An 18,515-nucleotide genomic window follows, 5' to 3' on the forward strand; every position below is an offset into this window, starting at 1 on the left:
ATAGCAGGCAGTACAGCCATGCTGCTGCAATCCTGCTCTATTCCCGGCATCACGACCAAGCAGGCCGATACCAGTTTACCCACCCACTTTCAGGAGGCCGTAGAACCGGCGGGCAATAGTGCCGATGCCAACTGGAAAGACTTTTTTGACGACCAGCACCTGATCTCGCTGATCGATATTGCAGTGGCCAACAACAAAGAAGTCAACATGATGGCGCAACGTATCAGCGTCGCCCAGAACGAGATCCAGGCCAGGCGCGGTGAGTATCTGCCATTTGTCGGCATAGGCGCGAGTGCCGATAAGGAAAAAGTCGGCAAATATACCCGCAACGGCGCCGTGGAAGAAAACCTGGATATCAAGGAAGGGCGTTCTAATCCGCGCTTTCTGGGTAACTACCAGTTTGGCCTGACCGCCTCGTGGGAGCTGGACGTGTGGAAGAAACTGCGTAACGCCACCAAAGTCGCGGTGACGGAATACATGGCCAGCATAGAGGGCAAACACTTCCTGGTGACCAACCTGGTGGCAGAAGTCGCTAATTCATACTACGAACTGGTGGCGCTGGATAACGAACTGGAAACACTGGACCAGAATATCGCCATCCAGCAAAACGCCTTTGAAGTGGTGAAACAACTGCAACAATACGCACGCGCCAACTCCCTGGCGGTGAAGCGGTTTGAAGCAGAGGTGAAAAAGAACCAGAGCCGCCAGTTTGTGTTGAAACAGCAGATTGTTGAAACCGAAAACCGCATCAACTTTTTGCTAGGCAGAACCTCGCAACCGGTTGCGCGTTCATCGGCACACTTTATGGATATGCAACCGAAAATGGTCCAGGCCGGTGTGCCCTCCGAGTTGCTGGCTAACCGCCCGGATATCCGCCAGGCCGAACTGGAACTCTCAGCGGCCAAACTGAATATCGATGTCGCCAAAGCCAACTTCTACCCTTCGTTCGCTATCCGTGGCGGGCTGGGCTTCCAGGCATTTGATCCAAAATACCTGCTGAATATCCCAGCCTCGATCGCAGCCTCGTTTGGGGGTGAACTGGTCGCCCCGCTGATTAACCGCAATGCGATCGAAGCGCAATACAAAAGCGCCAGCGCCCTGCAAGTTCAGGCTGCGTATGAATATGAGCAGACCATCATCAATGCCTATATGGAAGTCGCTAACCAGGTTTCAAACATCGACAACCTGGACAAAAACTACCAGCTGAAAAACAAACAAGTGGAAGCATTAACGCAATCGATTGATGTCGCCAACCAACTGTTCAAAGCTGCCCGTGCCGACTATATGGAAGTACTGTTGACGCAACGCGATGCACTGGATGCCAAAATGGAACTGATAGAAACCAAGCAACAACAGGTTTCCGCAGTGGTGAATCTGTACCGCTCACTGGGTGGTGGCTGGAAGTAAACACCAATATCAACCACCCAAACAAACCTATTCCATCTCGCTTTTAATTGCTATTGACTCATTGCGAGATGGAATAGGATTTTCCCTAACAAAGCCACAACGTGGTGGTTTTAACCGGGCCCCTATCTGACGCGCCGAGTAGCGCAGGCAAAATAAGGAGGAAGGGAGCGACTGTCTGAGTTCCGCGGTGGCTTGCGTCTTTTGCAAGCCGCTAGGGCGAGTTTCGCGACCGCTTATGCCTAAGTCCGGCAACGCAACGGACGAAAGTCCTGGTTCGAGCAACGCAGGAAACAAGCGGAAGCTAGGGTGCCCTTTCTTTTGGTGACTTATTCTTTGGGCAAGCAAAGAAAAGTCACTCGCCTAGGGGCGAAAAGGAATGGTGCAATAAAGCAGAAACCTCGAATGCTTAACCACTCAAAGAATTAGTTTTTAAACCACCTGTAAATGAAACACTTGCTCCCTACTGTAACAAAACTATGCATGAACCCTGCCTGGATTCTGGCCTCCGCCAGAATGACGAATGGGGATTTATCTCTATTGTAGGGCGGATCAACTGCCGCATAATCCAGTCATTTCGAAGGCACAGAGTTACTCTGCGGAACCCATGCTAAATCCTACGCCAGTATGACGAACAGAAGAGTGTTTCGTGATCACTACGAATCAGCAAGCAATGGCATTAACCACCGCTCCAACACCACCACAATATACGCCTGCTCATCCAGACTAAGCACCCTCCCCTCCGGGATGCGATGCCACTTCGCCAAACACCCGCGACAACAAGTCGCCGTTGCATGTTGTGCCACAAACACCGGATGCCCACGCATCGGTGTTTGCTGCCCTTCATTGGCAATCACTGCCGGGGCCAGCCTATCTGCAATAAAGGTCTCTGCATGATCGAGCACCACGGCCAGGCCCTTTTGCCGCAGGTATTGCAAATCCCTGGCATTGAGATGAAAGCTGGTACGAAACTTGGAGCGTTGCAATGTTTGAAACAACTGATCCAGATCGCGCATGATTTATCAGGGGCTAATGCAGTTCCGACAAATGCAGGTCACGCAGTTTTGGTGCTTTGACGGCTGTCACGCCTACCACGGCTATCGTCATACACCCGCCAAATATCACCGAGGGCACCAGGCCCATGAACCTGGCTGTAAGGCCGGATTCAAATGCGCCCAGCTCATTGGAGGAACCGATGAAAATACCATTGATGGCGGACACCCGTCCGCGCATGCCATCAGGCGTTGCCAGTTGCAAAATGGTTTGCCGCAAAATCACGGAGACGGCGTCCATGGTGCCGGAAATCGCCAGGATCACGATCGCCAGCCAATAGGTGCTGGTCAAGCCAAAGGCGATCATGCACAGGCCAAACCCGGCCACCGCCAGCAGCAACCAGCGGCCGCTATGCTGGTGTATCGGTTTCTTAGCCAGCCAGATACCTGTGACAATCGCCCCCACCGCCGGGGCCGCACGCAACACGCCCAACCCTTCCGGGCCCATCTGGTACACATCATGCACAAAGGCAGGCAACATGGCCACGGTGCCGCCAAACAGCACGGCAAACATATCCAGCAACTGTGCTGCCAGCACTACCTGCGTGCGCCTGACGAAACGTAACCCTTCAGCGATGCTGGCAAATACTTTCATAGGTGCATGGCTGCGATGCTCCTGCACACGCAAGGTCAGTGCTGCGATCGCAGCGCCCAGCGCCAGCAAGGCGGATATTTCATAGGCCACATATTTATCGGCAAAGCCGACCAGCAAACCACCAATCGCGGGGCCGACAATCAGGCCGATCTGGAACATAGAGCTGCCTATGCCAGAAGCCCGCGCAATCGACGCGCGCGGGATGATCAACGCAAACAGGGTGTTATAACTGGGCGAGATCAGCGCGCGCGCAAAGCCGGTCAGCGCGACCGTGCCATAAATCCACATCACGATATGGGTGGGCTGATGCTGGGTAATCAGCACCAGCATACAGGCATTCAACGCCAGAAACAGCGCCGACACCATGGCGAAGCCGCGCCGTGAAAAGTAGTGATCGACCGCGTGCCCAAGAAAAAGGGCACTGCTCATATAGGGGATGACTTCCGCCAGCCCGATCAGGCCAAGCGACCATGGGTCATGCGTCAGCTCATAAATATGCCAGCCGATGGCCACCATCATCATCTGGTAAGACAGCACCATCATGATACGAAAAGCGAGCAACTTGGGGAAAGCAAAGCCCTGATGGGCCAGAATCTGACGAACGGATAAAGACATAGCCATATTATACGCTATCCAACCTTGTGCCCTGATGGTGAGTCGGCGCTTTGGTTGTGCCGCGGATTACCCTACAATAGCGCGGCGGGTGCAGTGAATCAGGCAGTACGCGAAGTTTATTCGCTGATGAGCCGTCGTGGCCTCGTGCGACTCTGCCGATATAGATGGGGCGCACCCGCCCTCTTTAATTTGTTTGTTTAACCCGCCTGGCTAAACTGATAGCAGCGAAAAAATTGCCAACCTCATTTATTCAACTGTTAGCCATGCGTTCATATTCATTTACCAGTCTCTTATTTTTATTCGCTTTCTCCTGTTCACTCATGGCTGCTGACAATATCCGCGCTGACCAGACCTTTGATCAGCCGGTGATAATGCCTGCGCCAGTGATTACTTACCTGGCACAAGAAATCAGCTCGGCTTACCCTGAGTGCAAACAAGAAGGTGCAACGATAAACAAAGCTTTTCAGGCAAAAACAGTCGCTTTGAACTCATCGGTGAAAGCGTTGGTCGTAAAACCACGGTATAGCTGTTTTTGCAGCGATGACGGCTGCCCGATGTGGGTGTTTGCCGCTGCGCCAAATCAGGCAAAACTGATTTTCGAATCGCCGATGGCCGGCTTGCTCACTTTCTCGGACAAGAAAAGCAAGGGCTACCCTGATATCAAGGTATCTGGCGGATTAATCACCCATGGTTATGAAGTAGGTTATGTGTGGGATGGCGCGGAATACCAGGAGAGTTATAACCAGGTATGGGTGTGGAACCCTGAACGGCAATGTAATGAAGCAGAAATTGAAGAACTGCAAAGCGGTAAATGGATTAAGACATCAAACATATGTCTTAAATTTTAATTGTTATTCATCGCGCTTTGTATAAGCAGCTTTGAAAGTAAAAGGCATACGAAAGATGTTTGTAACAATGAAATCACTACCTTCAATCGCAACTGTTTGTTTTGCGTTGCTCTTCGCCACAACAGCACTGGCTGATGACACTTTTAGCACCAAGGAGCAGTTCAAAACACCGGCTAAAATCCCCGCGCCTGTCATTGCACAGCTGACTAAAGAAGTAGGCAAAAGTGCTTTAGCCAGTTGTTCGGAACCCAAGCCAGCGGATATATTTGAAGCTGAAATAGTGAGCCTGAATAAAACCACCAAAGCCTATCTGGTAAAACCCGCGCGCACCTGCCTGTGCACAGAGGGCTTTTGCCCGGTATGGCTGTTTCAAATGAAAGGCAGTGCGGCAAAACTGATCTGGCATGCCTCTGCCACTCAAAAGGTAGACGTGTTAGAAAAGAAATTAAACGGATACAGAAAGATCAATGAAGCCTCCAGTGATGCGGTGCATGGCAGCGAATCGACATGGTCATGGGATAGAAACAGTTATACCGAAATCTATAAAAATGCCTGGCATATGGATGCCGACAAGAAATGCCGCTTAGGCGAAGAAACCATACAGCTGGTGGATGGCAAAATGGTCAATCACACGATAAAATGTCCGCAGGATTAGGTTGCCGAACCTGAACTGCCTGGCGACCTGAGAGTGATCTTTATGACACCTGGGGAATGATGCCTGGGTAGCTTGCTGCCACGGGATAGGAGCCAAGTATGTTGAGAGTGATTGCAGCATTTCTGACCGCACCTGCCTTGGCCATCACGTTCATGTGTGTGTTATTCGGCGGTTATCCATTCGGCGATGCACTGGTGATTAGCCTGATGATCACTTATATCACCTACCCGTTTGTACTGGCGATAGGCCCGCCATTGTTCTGGTTACTCTATCAAAAACAATGGCTGGGACTCACCGCCTGCATAATGGCCGCGCTACTATGTGCCGCTATCGTCTTCATATTTATGCTGAGCCCGCTGGACCACGCGGAAAGGCTACAGAAACTACATGCGCAAGGCCTGTTCATCTTTGCCTCGGCGGTGATAGGCGGCGGCCTGTTCTGGTTCATCGGCGTCAGACATAACCAGGCAATCAAGCGACCTGTGAATAGCGTAGATGCCGCAGCACCTTAGCCGGATCTTGCTGATCGTGCTGGCATTGGTGCAGCCTTTACCAGCCATGGCAACAGACAGCATGCAGCTGTGGGTCACGGTAGACTGGGAAGGGCTGTCGCTGGAAGAAGATAACCTCCAGGCCATGCGTGCCTTCCGCGAGAAATTCCCCTACATTCCTCTATTGCACCTGATCAATCCGGCTTATTTCATACAGCCAGGCGTGAACCGTGCACAGATAGGCAGCCATATACGCAGCACTTTTCTTGCGCATGACACAGTCGGCTTGCATGTGCACGCGATGCGCTCGCTGGTTGAACATTGCGGCATCGCGTTTCAGACAACGCCATCGATCGCAGATGTGCAAGAGGATTGCACCCACACAAGCTGCGGCTATTCGGTCAGCCTGGAATACGCTTACAGCCAGCACGAACTCACCAAACTGGTGGCTTGTAGCAGTGAATTGCTCACGACCAATGGCTTTCAACGCCCCCGCCATTTTCGCGCCGGGGCCTGGCAATTTGGCCCCAAGTTACAGGCAGCGCTGGAAGCGAACCGCTTTGTGTGGGATAGCTCAACGATTGATGCCAACCTGCTGACCGGACGCTGGCACCAGGATAGCAGCATGATACGCTTGCTAAAAAAACTGCACCCGCACAGTACACCGCTTGCGCAGCCATTTGCGCTGAGTATAAACCTGATGGAATACCCGGACAATGCCGCGCTGGCTGACTACACCAATACAAAAGCGTTATTGCAGCTGTTCGAGCAGCTGCTCAATGCCCATCACTCGGTCATGGTGCTGGGCTTTCACCAGGAAACCGCTGCCGATTATCTGATCCGGCTGGAGCGCGCGATCCCGCATATGGAAAAACTTGCGCGGGAAAAGAATGTCCGTATTGAATGGATGCACTAAATAAAACAACCTGCCTATGATCCGGCTTGCGCCTGATCAATGTGACTTTATGGACTTATTTTCCGAACAACACCCTGAACTAGTACCGCTGGCTGAAGGTGCCTGCTGGTTGCCCGGTTTTGCCTTGCCGGTGATGGAAGCACTGTGGCGCAACTTGCAACAGCATTTATCCGAATACCCACCGCAACAGATGATGACCCCTATGGGCCTGATGTCCGTGAGAACCAGCAGTATGGGTGACTGGGGCTGGGTGGGTAATGGCCATGGCTATGCGTATAGCGCCATGCAGCCGGGCACCGGTTTGCCATGGCCGCGTATCCCGCCGGTGATATTGCAACTGGCGGCACAAGCGGCGCACAAGGCTGGTTATCATGCGTTTGTGCCGGATAGCTGCCTGATCAATGTCTATGCGCCTGGCAGTAAAATGGGCTTGCATCAGGACAAAGATGAAATGGATTTTTCGCAGCCGATAGTCTCGCTGTCACTGGGCATCCCGGCTACCTTTTTATTTGGCGAAAGCAAGCGTACCGATAAGCCGGTCAAAATACCGTTACAGCATGGCGATGTCGTGGTTTGGGGAGGTGCCAGCCGACGTTTTTATCATGGGGTGGCACCTGTGAAGGCAGATACGCACCCGCTGCTTGGCCCAAGACGAATCAACCTGACATTGCGAAAAGCCAAATAAAACCAGCGTTGAATTGAATGGCCTGGAACTATTAGCCTCAGAGTTGTCGGTAATCTTACAGTGTCTCCATAACTTCTGATTAACATCAAAAATCCGGCGCTATTCCGGGTTGCATCTGTTTTTCAAAGGAGTACACTGAACTTGTCCCCGCCGCCCAATTGATAAGGCAATTGAGAACAGGATGGGATCTTTTCATAAAAGGAGTTTGTCATGAATCTACAACTTACAGGACATCATTTAGAAATCACTCCGGCTTTGCGCGAGTATGTGTTATCCAAGTTTTCGCGCATCAGCAATCACTTCGACCATGTGATTGATGTCAAAGTCACCATGTCTGTTGAAAAGCTCGCCCAAAAGGTTGAAGCCACGCTACATGTTCCAGGTAACGATTTACACGCTGCCTGCACCGATGAGAATATGTACAGCGCCATCGACATGCTTACTGACAAACTTGACCGTCAGGTATTGAAACACAAGGAAAAACACGGCGACCATCATAAGTCTGGCGGTGCTGTGAAGCACCAGTTGAGCGCTTAACTTCTGTTTCAACTTCTCTACCCACCGGGTAGAGAATTCACCCTCCCCAATCACTTTTACCTCGTTTCACTCCCCAGTAACAACTTTCGGTTGTAAAATAAGCCTAGTCTCTTTGTTGCAATTGGTTCAGGACCATACATGGCACAAATCTCAGTGGCCGACTTGTACAAGCAAATTCGCGGAAAACTCAAATTGAAATGGGTGGCTGGCGAATCAGGCGGCAAAAAAATCCTCAACTCCGGCACCGTCACCAAACCGTCACTGGCACTGGTTGGGCATTTAAACTTTGTCCACCCTAACCGTGTCCAGGTGCTGGGCTGTGCCGAAATGGATTACCTGGGCGGCCTGAGCATCCTCGCGCTGCAACAGGCCGTGACCAACCTGTTTTCTACCGACCTGGCCATGGTCGTGGTCGCCAATGGCGAACAAGTACCGCCCACCATGCTGGAAGCCGCGCAGCAAAGCCAGGTGCCACTATTCACCACACCCATGATCAGCCCGCAACTGATGGAGCTGCTTAGCCATTATCTGGCGGTAGCCACGGCAGAAACCACCAGCCTGCATGGCGTATTCATGGAAGTACAAGGCTTTGGTGTGCTGATCACCGGCAGTGCTGCCATTGGTAAAAGCGAGCTGGCGCTGGAACTGATCTCACGCGGACACCGCCTGGTAGCCGACGATATTGTCGATTTTTACCGTATTTCCCCCGAACGTGTAGAAGGCCGTTGCCCGGAACTATTGCAGGATTTTCTGGAAGTACGCGGTTTGGGCATTCTGAACATACGCGCACTCTATGGCGACAATGCGGTCAAACCTACCAAGCCGCTGGATATGATGATACAGCTGGAACTGGCCGATGAAATGAACCCGCTGGAACTGGACCGCTTAAGCGCTAACCGCCAGACCGAACGCCTGCTGGATGTTGAAATCAGCAAAGTCATTATCCCCATTGCCGCCGGCCGCAACATCGCGGTACTTGTAGAAGCGGCGGTGCGTAACCATATGTTGTTACTACGCGGCGTCAATGCGACCAAGCAACTGACGCAACGGCAAAAGCAAATCATGCTGAGAGAGAGCAAATTACGATGACAAACAGGTGGTCACGCTAATGCAACTGGTGATTGTGACTGGCTTATCCGGTTCGGGTAAAACCATCGCGCTGCGGGTATTTGAAGACAGCGGTTATTACTGTATCGATAATTTGCCGGCGACCCTGCTACCGCATATCCAGAACCATGTCGCTGACCAGAACGCAGCCAAAGTGGCCGTCAGCATCGATAGTCGCAGCATCGCGATCGAATCTCTGCCCGATATCCTGCAAACATTGAAAACACAGGGCATCGCATTCCATCTGCTGTACCTGGATGCCAATAATGAAACGCTGGTCAAACGTTTTTCTGAGACGCGGCGTAAACATCCGCTGAGTACGCCCAGCCAGGCGCTGGCAGAAAGTATCACCCACGAGCGCGATTTGCTGTCTGGCCTGAGTAACATCGGCCATCATGTCGATACCAGCAACCTGTCATCCAACGCTTTGCGCAACCACACCCGCGACTGGATGCTGCAAATCGAACAGGGCTTTCAGGAAGTGCGCCCGCACAACCTGGTGCTGTCGTTTATTTCGTTTGGTTTTAAACATGGCATTCCGCTCGACGCCGACTTTGTGTTTGACGTGCGCAGCCTGCCCAACCCGCATTACGACCTGATCTTGCGGCCGTACAATGGGACACAGGCGCCTATCCAGCAATTCCTGCAAAATGAACCCATGGTGCTTGAAATGCAGCATGATATTCAGCACTATATAGAAAAATGGCTACCAAGCTTTTATCACGATCATCGCAGCTATGTCACGGTTGGCATCGGCTGCACAGGGGGGCAACACCGTTCCGTCTTTTTGGTGGAACAATTGGGGGCATATTTCAAGCAACTGCATCAGGTCATGATCCGTCATCGGGAATTGCAGGATGTAGCAGTGGTGGTATCCCCTTAAATCACGGACTCTGAAAGTAAAACTATGATTGGTGTTTTGATTATTGCGCATGGCAGTTTTGGCCAAAGCCTGATCGACTGCGCAACCCATGTCATGGGTAATCGCCCGGCACAATTGGATTATCTGGAGATATCCAATCACGATGACCCTGCACAGATATTACCCAAAGCCGAAGCCCTGGTGAAAACCCTGGATAGCGGCCAGGGGGTATTGGTGCTGTCGGATATCTATGGTGCGACCCCGTGCAATATCGTTACCCGCTTGCTGACCCCGGACGCCACTGAAGGCGTGGCCGGCGTTAACCTGCCCATGCTGGTGCGCGTACTCAATTACCGTCATGAAGGCTTGCATGCCTGCATAGACAAAGCCTTGAGCGGTGGTCGCGAAGGGGTGGTTCACTTTACCAAAACAACTTGTCATCACACACAATAACTCCAACATTTTATGGCCAAAATTTCTTTAGAAATCATCAACAAGCTCGGCCTGCATGCGCGTGCTTCAACCAAACTCACCCAGACTGCCAGCCAGTTTAAAAGCGAAGTCTGGATAGAAAAAAATGGCCGCCGGGTCAATGCCAAAAGCATTATGGGCGTCATGATGCTGGCAGCCGCCAAAGGCAGCATCGTTGAGATCGAAGCCACCGGCGCCGATGAAGAGCAGGCGATTACTGCCCTGCAAACGCTGATCAACAATTATTTTGGCGAGGGTGAATAATTGACCAGTTTCAGCATGCACGGCGTGGGTGTTTCCAGTGGCATTGCCATTGGACATGCCCACCTCATCTCCCATGCCTTGCTGGAGGTAGTGCATTTTAAAGTACCGGTAGCAGCCATTCCGGTAGAGATCGCACGCTTTGAAAGCGCGATCGCAATCGTCAAGAATAATCTGGAACAGATCAAACAGCAATTGCCGGCCAGCGCGCCTGCAGAGCTGAGTGCATTTATCAATACCCACCTGGCGATGCTCAGTGACAAGGCGCTTTCCGAGGCACCCAAAGTCATCATCCAGAACGAGCGATGTAATGCCGAGTGGGCGCTCAAGCAACAGATGGACGATATCGTCGCCCAGTTCGAGGCGATCGAAGACCCCTATCTGCGTGAACGCAAACATGATGTGGTGCAAGTCGTCGAGCGTGTGATCAAAGTATTGCTGGGCCGCGACCAGCTGGATGCCAGCGAGAAAAAACAGCAGGCCAAACAGGAGCGCGCCATGATCCTGGTCGCGCATGACGTCTCTCCGGCCGACGCCATCCAGTTCAAGCATCACCAGTTCGCGGCGTTTATCACCGATGTCGGTGGCATCACCTCGCACACCGCCATCCTGGCGCGTAGCCTGAATATTCCTTCTATTGTGGCCTTGCAACGTGCCCGTGACCTGATCAATGACGGCGAGCTGATGATCGTCGATGGCACCCAGGGCGTAGTGATCGTCAATCCCGACCCTGAAGTCCTGTCTGAATACCAGCTCAAGCAAAACCAGTGGCAACTGGCGCAGCAAAAGCTGCAACGCATCAAAACCACCAAAGCCGTCACGGTCGATGGCATTGCCATCGACCTGTTAGCCAACATTGAAGTCCCGGAAGATGTAGTCAGCGCCAAGGCTTCGGGTGCGGTAGGCGTTGGTTTGTACCGTACCGAATTCCTGTTTATGAACCGCACTGAAATGCCGGGCGAGCAGGAACAGTTTGAAGCCTACAAACATGTAGCCGAGGCCATGAAAGGCTATCCGGTGACCATACGTACGCTGGATATCGGTGCCGACAAACAATTACATCCTGATGAGATCGTCACCGCCACCAACCCGGCACTGGGCTTGCGTGCGGTGCGTTATTGCCTGTCAGAACCGCATATCTTCCATACCCAGTTTAGGGCGCTGTTGCGTGCTTCGCATTACGGCAAAGTCAAAATCCTGATCCCCATGCTCTCCACGCTGGCTGAGTTGCGGCAGACCAAACTACTGTTACAGCGCGCCAAAGAGTCATTGCGCCAGCAGAATATCCCGTTTGATGAGCAGATCACGCTGGGTGGCATGATTGAAATCCCGGCCGCCGCGATTAATTCCGAAGCGTTTGCGCAGGAGCTGGATTTTATGTCCATAGGTACCAATGACCTGATCCAGTACACACTGGCGATCGACCGTGCCGATGATACGGTGGCGCACCTGTATAACCCGTTGCACCCGGCTGTATTAAAGTTGATCCAATTGACCATACAGGCGGCAGAAAAATATGGCAAGCCGGTCTCCGTCTGCGGCGAGATGGCGGGCGATATCAAGCTGACGCGCTTGCTGGTAGGCCTGGGTATGCGGCAATTATCCATGCACCCTTCGCAGATACTCAGTGTGAAATCACAGATCCTGCAATGTGAAGAAGCCATATTGTCTAGGCAGGCGAAAAAGATCCTGTCCCTGAGCGACCTGGAGAAAATAGAACCGCTGGTGAAAAAGTTCAATGGCGAGTTTGCCTGATCAGGGCTCAGGCTGCAGCAAAGCTGCTTGATTTAACAAAACTCATCACCATCATCAATATATACAATCACCCAAACGCGAACATTTGGCCAATAATAGGCATCTGATCATTAGCGATATTGCATTTCATCAAAGGACAAGTTGTGAGCACAAATCCATTACTCATTTTTAGCGGCCTGCCAAAATTCAACCAGATACAACCTGAGCATGTGTCTCCGGCGATCGAGCAGCTCATCAGCGAAGGTCGCGCCCTGGTGGAACAATTGGCGACAGCCACTGACCAGGCCAGCTGGCAGAACTTTGTGCAGCCGATTGAAGATTTCTCTGAAAAGCTATCGCGCAGCTGGGGCCCGGTGGGGCATATGAATGCAGTGGTGAATACGCCTGAACTGCGTGAAGCCTACAACGACAACCTGGCTAAACTGACTGATTTTTATAGTGATTTGTCACAGGATGAGCGCCTGTATAACAAATATAAAGCCATCCAGGCCAGTACCGAATTCGCGCAATTGAGCCCGGCGCAAAAGAAAATCATCGAAAATGAGGTGCGTGGTTTCAAACTCGGCGGTGCCGAATTGCCAGCCGCTGAAAAAGCACGCTTTAAGGAGATCGCCGAACAGCTTTCCAAATCCGGCAGCAAATTTGAAGAAAACATCCTCGACAACACCAACGACTTCAAGCACATCGTTGAAAATGCTGCCGAATTAAACGGATTGCCTGAAGACGCCTTGCAGGCCGCTGCTGAAGCCGCCAAAGCAGAAGGCAAGACCGGCTACCTTTTCACCCTGCACTTCCCTTCTTATATGCCGGTCATGCAATATTGTGACAACCGCGCCCTGCGCGAAATACTGTATCGCGCTTATGCCACGCGTGCTTCAGAATTCAGCAAAGCGGAATGGGATAACACGCCATTGATCGCCGATCTGCTGAAACTCAAGCGCGAAGAAGCGCAGCTATTAGGCTTTAAAAATTATGCCGAATTGTCACTAGCGACCAAAATGGCCGATGCACCACAGCAAGTGACCGACTTTCTGGACACCCTAGCCAAACGCGCCAAACCCTATGCCGAGAAAGATATGGCCGAGCTAAAAGCCTATGCCGCCAAACTGGGTTTTAGCGACATGCAAGCCTGGGATGTCGGTTATGTCAGCGAGAAACTGCGCGAAGAGAAATACGCTTTTTCTGATCAGGAAGTGAAACAGTATTTCCCAGAAGATAAAGTAAAAGCGGGCCTGTTCAAGGTTGTTGAAACCATTTTTGGCGTACAGGTGCGCCAGACTGAGGCACCACTGTGGCATAAAGATGCCAGCTTTTACGAGATCACTGACCAGCAGCGCCAGCCTATCGCCTACTTTTACCTCGATTTGTACGCACGCAATGGTAAACGCGGCGGTGCTTGGATGGACGAATGCATCACCCGCCGCAAAACCGCCGACGGCATTGAACTGCCAGTAGCTTACCTGACCTGCAATTTCTCAGCACCGGTATCTGGCAAACCTGCCCTGTTCACACATGATGAAGTAATTACCCTGTTCCACGAGTTTGGGCACGGCTTGCACCATATGCTGACCCAGGTAGATGAATACAGCGTGTCTGGCATTAAAGGTGTGGAATGGGATGCCGTCGAACTGCCCAGCCAGTTTATGGAAAACTTCTGCTGGGAATGGGACGTGCTGCGTCATATGACTGCGCATGTGGACACCGGTGAACAACTGCCGCGCGCACTGTTCGACAAAATGGTCGCCGCCAAAAACTTCCAGGCCGGCATGCAAACCGTACGCCAGATCGAATTCTCACTGTTCGATATGCGTCTGCACAGCAGTTTTGACCCGGATAGCAAACAAACGGCATTGGATATCCTGGAACAGGTGCGTGACGAAGTGGCGGTATTGCGCCCGCCAAAATGGAACCGCTTCCCCAATAGCTTCAGCCATATTTTTGCCGGCGGTTATTCAGCCGGTTATTACAGTTACAAATGGGCCGAAGTATTGTCTGCCGATGCTTATAGCCTGTTTGAAGAACTGGGCGTATTGTCGGCCGAAGCAGGCAGCCGCTTCAAGAACGAAGTCCTTGCGCAAGGTGGCTCACGCCCGGCAATGGAATCTTTCGTCGCATTCAGGGGCCGTGAGCCTAGTCTGGATGCTTTGCTCAGGCATAACGGGATGGCTGCATAAAGTAAAAAAGCTCCATGAAATGGAGCTTTTTTACTACGCTTAAAGTGCTATCTAACGAATCCGACGCGCACCAATTAATAAGCCTATTCCAAATAAAAATAAACTTATGCTTTCTGGTTCAGGCACACTTGATACGGCATTCAATACGAGATTGTCAATCTGAATCCCAGGTAGAGCATAACTATGTATCTCTACGCGTGTTAACTCTGTAAATCCGATAACATTCACTAGAGTAAGTACATTTGCAGATGTGGCATTTGGCAATGTGATAACTTGACTCACGATACTACCATCTACACGAAGTCCATATATCGTTGCCTGATATAACTCTCCAACAATACGATTCCCATATGGATCATTTGCACCTAATGAAACTGGTGCAACATCCAAAGATAACAAACTGAATTTGTCACCTGAGCTATTTTCAAGTGCCATATATCCATAGTTATAAGTGGCAATAGCTGTACTGCCCCCAAAACGGGCATTCAAGTCTCCTGCAGTACCAAAACTATAGGGTGTGGGATTTGAAGCCGTGAGAGTAAAACCAGCCTCTTCATAAGCACCCTCTAAAAAAGTAGATTCATCGTTGTTTTGATATAACCCCTCAAAAGTCATAGTAATCGCATTAGCATTTACCCCCCAAGATAGAATAATAAATGTTAACGCGCTGATCACGACTTTCTGCATCTCCACCCTCTCAATTTTTGTTTTTTTGACTCTAAAATAATATCACTAAATAAAAAGCTGAAAATAACTACTTAATGCCCGATAGACTTCTGATAAAGTATTTCATTATATAACTACATATACTCACTCAGCGCCTCCTTTGGTCTCGACTCAACGCTCTAGGACCATTGCATGACCTAGTAAAAAACTTATAGAAAGACTGAATTAATGTCTCGTTTGTATACGCTTATTTTTGTTTGTTTGCTTCTACCAACAATGGCTTTCGCCGCCAAAGAAGAGGCAGACGATATACACGCCAAAACAGCCGAAGGGGATGAAGTGGTATTGCACGCCAACGGCTATTGGGAATTTAAAGACGCCAAGAAAGCTGAAGTGGCAAAGGTGAAAGTGGAACAGTTCGAGCGTAGCAATGGTTGCCCCTCGGGCATGCGGCCTAGCTTTTTAGGCGTGGGGCGCTGCATTGCGTTTGACGACCCTATCCTGCGTCGCGGTTCGTTGAAACCGCGCTAATTCAATCACTACGCGCCAGTTTCTGGCATTACGTGGCACTAAAACAGGGCACTTTAAAGTGCCCTGTTTTCTTTTCCTGGCAAGACTTTGATTGATAACTACGAATTCAGCCCCAAAAATGACTTTTTTGCACTATCTATCCAATATTCAGTCATAGGTACAAGCTTTGCTTAATAACGGTATGCATAACTTGGTAAAACGCCTATGAATACGCCTTCTACGCTTAACTCCTTCCAGTTTGCCCGCCATGGCGATAAACAGAATTCCGCTTTTTTTGAGGAGTATCTGCAAAAATTACTGGAAGAACGTGATCAACTCGGCCTGACCGATATGATTCAGGAAATCGACGCCCTGATGATCACGGTAGATCCCGACCATTCGATTCAATATATCGCTGAACTGTCGCTGATGACTTCATATCACTACCTGGTGACGCTGGAGAGTGAGCAGCACTGGACGCATGTGATGCGCATAGACCTGGATTCACCGGACCTGCTGGTGCGTGAAGTCAAAGACCCCAACTTTCGCGGCATTTTCCGCTCACTGAATGAAATCTACCCGGTTGGCGCGCGCAAGCCCAATAGCCGTTATATGGGTGAAATCATCCGCGTGACCAATATGCATGAAGTGGTCAAGCTACAGGAAGAACGCGAGTTCCGTTTCTTTACCCAGGATGAAGTGCGCAAACTGGAATTGCCAGGCAATGTCGCAATCAGCAAACCGTCGCCATACACCCACAACATTATCGGCTACATGAAACGTGAGCCGGGCGAGCTGCGCGTGTATGCATTGGGCATCAGCACCATACGCGCAGATGTACACGCGACTTATAGTGAGGCAAAGAACCTGCAAGCCAAACTGCGCGTGGATGACCTCATTTTGCCGGTCGACCACTTGGCTACCCGCGTCTATAGCCAGAACCGGGAAGTCGCGATTCTTGAATACCTGTCCTGGTCCAGCTATTACTTCTGGGGCGCTTATAATATTTGGGACCAGAACTCTTCTACCAATGTGACCAAGAGCGTGCACGGATTCTCCGAAACCAAAAGTCCGGCCAAAGTGTTTACTGCCAACAATACGCCCTACTTCGTTAACCATCTGGAAAAGCTGCCTTCTCCCACCGAAACCTTTGTGCGTAACTACGGGCCGCGCTTGCACCATGTCGCGCTGTCAGTGAAAGACGGCTCGCGTGACGGCCTGGAGAATATCGAATTCGTGGTGAATGCGATTGCCGCGCAAGGCAAAGGCTTCTTGCTGGATGTGATAGGCTCCAAGGAAGAAGGCCTGAAACAGATATTTTCCAATGCATCTGAACATTCGTCGCTGATCATTGAATATGTACAGCGCTATAACGGGTTTAACGGATTTTTTACCCGCGATAACGTGGCAAAACTGACCGAAGCTGCAGGTGTTGAAGAAGGCGTATTGGAAGCGCAGGCGAAACTGAGCCACACCAATCATAAATAAACTGCCTGCGTGCGGGTGGCGGCTGCTTTATACTAGGCGCCATTTAATCAATGTGTGTAAGCAATGGAACCCGACCACAATTTCTGGCATCAGCGCTGGCAGAACCAGCAAATCGGCTTTCACCTGAAATCAGTGAACCCGCTGTTAGCTGCGCATTTTCAGGCACTTGCGTTAACGCCTGGCCAACGCGTATTTATTCCGTTGTGCGGTAAAACGCTGGATATCCATTGGCTGTTATCTCAAGGCATACACGTGGCAGGGGCAGAGTTAAACCAGCTGGCAGTAGATAGTTTGTTTGCCGAGTTAGGGTTGACAGCCACCATCACGCAGTCCGGCGAGTTGCGGCATTATCACGCGGTGACTCCACATGCAGTAACGATTGATGTTTTTCAAGGTGATTTTTTTGCACTGGAGCAGGCGTTGCTGGGGGAGATCAATGCCGTATACGACAGGGCCGCACTAATCGCGTTGCCGCCAGACTTGCGCGTCACTTATAGCAAGCACCTGATCAATATCACCCATAGTGCACCCCAGCTATTGATCAGCTTTCATTACGACCAATCTTTGCTAGCCGGGCCGCCATTCAATGTCAGCGCCGATGAGATCAGCGCGCATTATGGGGAGATTTACAGCATTACCCTGCTGGCTGAAGAGATCATGCCGACGGGTTTAAAAGGGCAATACCCGGCGCTGGAAAAGAGCTGGCTATTAAAACCAAAGTAAGCGCGCTAGATAATGCAACCTGCCAGCGAGGGATGCTGTTGCAGCCAGTGCTCCAGACTGTCCACCACCTGATGCGCATGCGTGCGCACCAGATCACTGGGCTGTCTTAAATCGGGCACCACCACCACGCGTAATCCGGCAGCAATCGCCGCCTGTGCCCCTAATTCGCTATCCTCAAACGCAATACATTCATCTGCCTGCAAGCCCAGCTTTTGTAATGCCAGCAAATAAATATCCGGGTTGGGTTTGCCGCGGCTGACTTCCTGCCCGCTGGTGACATGGCTGAAATAATCCAGCACGCCGGTATGGCTTAAACGATGGGTGATATGCGGAATCGGCGAGGACGACGCAACACTGCAGATAATGCCTTGCGCCTGGTAAAACTGCAGCAATTTGTGCGCACCCGGCTTGAGCGGAAACACGTGGTTGCAGGTATCCAGATAGGTATTCAGCCCCTGCATCACATGCTGAAAGTTTTCCTCACTGCCCAGTTGCTGGGTCATTAAACGGGTGGAATCCGACCAGACGCGCCCGACCAGTTCTACATATTCCGCCTGCGTGTAGGTGATGCCTATGGTGGCGGCAGCCTGGATGCAGCCCTGCATAATGATGCGTTCGGAGTCGATCAACAGACCGTCCATGTCAAAAATTGCAGCTTTAATCACGTCGCAGTCTCAGCAAGTCTTAAAAATTCAATCTG

General features: G+C 51.1%; 20 protein-coding genes. 16 read left to right on the forward strand and 4 right to left on the reverse strand.

Features of this window, described 5'->3' with window-relative positions:
- Positions 1 to 18: 18 nt before the first annotated feature.
- Positions 19 to 1,407 (forward strand): efflux transporter outer membrane subunit, encoded by a 1,389-nt coding sequence (locus ACTS9Y_RS05320; protein WP_442586902.1) that lies wholly within the window; start codon positions 19 to 21, stop codon positions 1,405 to 1,407.
- 653 nt (positions 1,408 to 2,060) lie between these two features.
- On the opposite strand, the gene ACTS9Y_RS05325 is transcribed toward ACTS9Y_RS05320, so the two are convergent.
- Both ACTS9Y_RS05325 and ACTS9Y_RS05330 read right to left on the reverse strand, forming a co-directional pair.
- Positions 2,061 to 2,420: a DUF4186 domain-containing protein gene (locus tag ACTS9Y_RS05325; protein WP_442584940.1), complete on the reverse strand. Its 360-nt coding sequence runs from the start codon at positions 2,418 to 2,420 to the stop codon at positions 2,061 to 2,063.
- A 13-nt stretch (positions 2,421 to 2,433) separates the two neighbouring features.
- Positions 2,434 to 3,666: an MFS transporter gene (locus tag ACTS9Y_RS05330; protein WP_442586903.1), complete on the reverse strand. Its 1,233-nt coding sequence runs from the start codon at positions 3,664 to 3,666 to the stop codon at positions 2,434 to 2,436.
- 320 nt (positions 3,667 to 3,986) lie between these two features.
- Between ACTS9Y_RS05330 and ACTS9Y_RS05335 the strand changes: the two genes are divergently transcribed.
- The 12 genes from ACTS9Y_RS05335 to ACTS9Y_RS05390 all read left to right on the forward strand — a co-directional run bounded on the left by ACTS9Y_RS05335 (position 3,987) and on the right by ACTS9Y_RS05390 (position 14,428).
- The gene (locus tag ACTS9Y_RS05335) at positions 3,987 to 4,514 is read left to right on the forward strand and encodes a hypothetical protein (RefSeq protein ID WP_442584941.1); all 528 of its coding nucleotides are present in this window, start codon (positions 3,987 to 3,989) and stop codon (positions 4,512 to 4,514) included.
- A gap of 67 nt (positions 4,515 to 4,581) precedes the next feature.
- Positions 4,582 to 5,169 carry a hypothetical protein gene (locus ACTS9Y_RS05340; protein WP_442584942.1) on the forward strand — a complete coding sequence of 196 codons (588 nt, stop codon included), beginning with the start codon at positions 4,582 to 4,584 and terminating at the stop codon, positions 5,167 to 5,169.
- 98 nt (positions 5,170 to 5,267) lie between these two features.
- Positions 5,268 to 5,681: a hypothetical protein gene (locus ACTS9Y_RS05345; protein ID WP_442584943.1), complete on the forward strand. Its 414-nt coding sequence runs from the start codon at positions 5,268 to 5,270 to the stop codon at positions 5,679 to 5,681.
- The gene (locus ACTS9Y_RS05350; RefSeq protein ID WP_442584944.1) at positions 5,665 to 6,576 is read left to right on the forward strand and encodes a hypothetical protein; all 912 of its coding nucleotides are present in this window, start codon (positions 5,665 to 5,667) and stop codon (positions 6,574 to 6,576) included. The genes ACTS9Y_RS05345 and ACTS9Y_RS05350 overlap by 17 nt, the downstream gene beginning before the upstream one ends.
- Before the next feature lie 49 nt (positions 6,577 to 6,625).
- Entirely contained in the window at positions 6,626 to 7,261 is a 636-nt protein-coding gene (alkB, locus tag ACTS9Y_RS05355; RefSeq protein ID WP_442584945.1) for a DNA oxidative demethylase AlkB, read from the forward strand.
- A gap of 210 nt (positions 7,262 to 7,471) precedes the next feature.
- Positions 7,472 to 7,798: a ribosome hibernation-promoting factor, HPF/YfiA family gene (gene hpf, locus ACTS9Y_RS05360; protein WP_379058759.1), complete on the forward strand. Its 327-nt coding sequence runs from the start codon at positions 7,472 to 7,474 to the stop codon at positions 7,796 to 7,798.
- Positions 7,799 to 7,936: 138 nt separating this feature from the next.
- The gene (hprK, locus tag ACTS9Y_RS05365; RefSeq protein ID WP_442584946.1) at positions 7,937 to 8,887 is read left to right on the forward strand and encodes an HPr(Ser) kinase/phosphatase; all 951 of its coding nucleotides are present in this window, start codon (positions 7,937 to 7,939) and stop codon (positions 8,885 to 8,887) included.
- A 19-nt stretch (positions 8,888 to 8,906) separates the two neighbouring features.
- Complete coding sequence (gene rapZ, locus ACTS9Y_RS05370) at positions 8,907 to 9,788, forward strand: RNase adapter RapZ (RefSeq protein ID WP_442584947.1); 882 nt, start codon at positions 8,907 to 8,909, stop codon at positions 9,786 to 9,788.
- A gap of 24 nt (positions 9,789 to 9,812) precedes the next feature.
- A complete protein-coding gene (locus ACTS9Y_RS05375; protein ID WP_442584948.1) occupies positions 9,813 to 10,220 on the forward strand; it encodes a PTS sugar transporter subunit IIA in 408 nt (135 codons plus the stop codon).
- Positions 10,221 to 10,232: 12 nt separating this feature from the next.
- On the forward strand, positions 10,233 to 10,502 hold the full coding sequence (locus tag ACTS9Y_RS05380; protein ID WP_442584949.1) for an HPr family phosphocarrier protein: 270 nt from the start codon (positions 10,233 to 10,235) through the stop codon (positions 10,500 to 10,502).
- Positions 10,503 to 12,254 (forward strand): phosphoenolpyruvate--protein phosphotransferase, encoded by a 1,752-nt coding sequence (gene ptsP / locus ACTS9Y_RS05385; RefSeq protein ID WP_442584950.1) that lies wholly within the window; start codon positions 10,503 to 10,505, stop codon positions 12,252 to 12,254. It abuts the gene before it with no gap.
- Between the two features lie 143 nt (positions 12,255 to 12,397).
- Complete coding sequence (locus ACTS9Y_RS05390) at positions 12,398 to 14,428, forward strand: M3 family metallopeptidase (protein ID WP_442584951.1); 2,031 nt, start codon at positions 12,398 to 12,400, stop codon at positions 14,426 to 14,428.
- Positions 14,429 to 14,479: 51 nt separating this feature from the next.
- On the opposite strand, the gene ACTS9Y_RS05395 is transcribed toward ACTS9Y_RS05390, so the two are convergent.
- Positions 14,480 to 15,115, reverse strand: a complete 636-nt coding sequence (locus ACTS9Y_RS05395; RefSeq protein WP_442584952.1) for a PEP-CTERM sorting domain-containing protein — start codon at positions 15,113 to 15,115, stop codon at positions 14,480 to 14,482.
- Positions 15,116 to 15,322: 207 nt separating this feature from the next.
- Between ACTS9Y_RS05395 and ACTS9Y_RS05400 the strand changes: the two genes are divergently transcribed.
- The 3 genes from ACTS9Y_RS05400 to tmpT all read left to right on the forward strand — a co-directional run bounded on the left by ACTS9Y_RS05400 (position 15,323) and on the right by tmpT (position 17,815).
- The gene (locus ACTS9Y_RS05400; protein WP_442584953.1) at positions 15,323 to 15,625 is read left to right on the forward strand and encodes a hypothetical protein; all 303 of its coding nucleotides are present in this window, start codon (positions 15,323 to 15,325) and stop codon (positions 15,623 to 15,625) included.
- Between the two features lie 204 nt (positions 15,626 to 15,829).
- Entirely contained in the window at positions 15,830 to 17,092 is a 1,263-nt protein-coding gene (locus ACTS9Y_RS05405) for a hypothetical protein (protein ID WP_442584954.1), read from the forward strand.
- A gap of 63 nt (positions 17,093 to 17,155) precedes the next feature.
- Positions 17,156 to 17,815 (forward strand): thiopurine S-methyltransferase, encoded by a 660-nt coding sequence (tmpT, locus tag ACTS9Y_RS05410; RefSeq protein WP_442584955.1) that lies wholly within the window; start codon positions 17,156 to 17,158, stop codon positions 17,813 to 17,815.
- Between the two features lie 5 nt (positions 17,816 to 17,820).
- Here tmpT and ACTS9Y_RS05415 read toward each other — a convergent pair whose 3' ends face one another.
- Positions 17,821 to 18,480 carry an HAD family hydrolase gene (locus ACTS9Y_RS05415; RefSeq protein WP_442584956.1) on the reverse strand — a complete coding sequence of 220 codons (660 nt, stop codon included), beginning with the start codon at positions 18,478 to 18,480 and terminating at the stop codon, positions 17,821 to 17,823.
- Positions 18,481 to 18,515: the final 35 nt, after the last annotated feature.

Source organism: Methylophilus sp., assembly GCF_052173275.1.
GTDB lineage: Bacteria > Pseudomonadota > Gammaproteobacteria > Burkholderiales > Methylophilaceae > Methylophilus.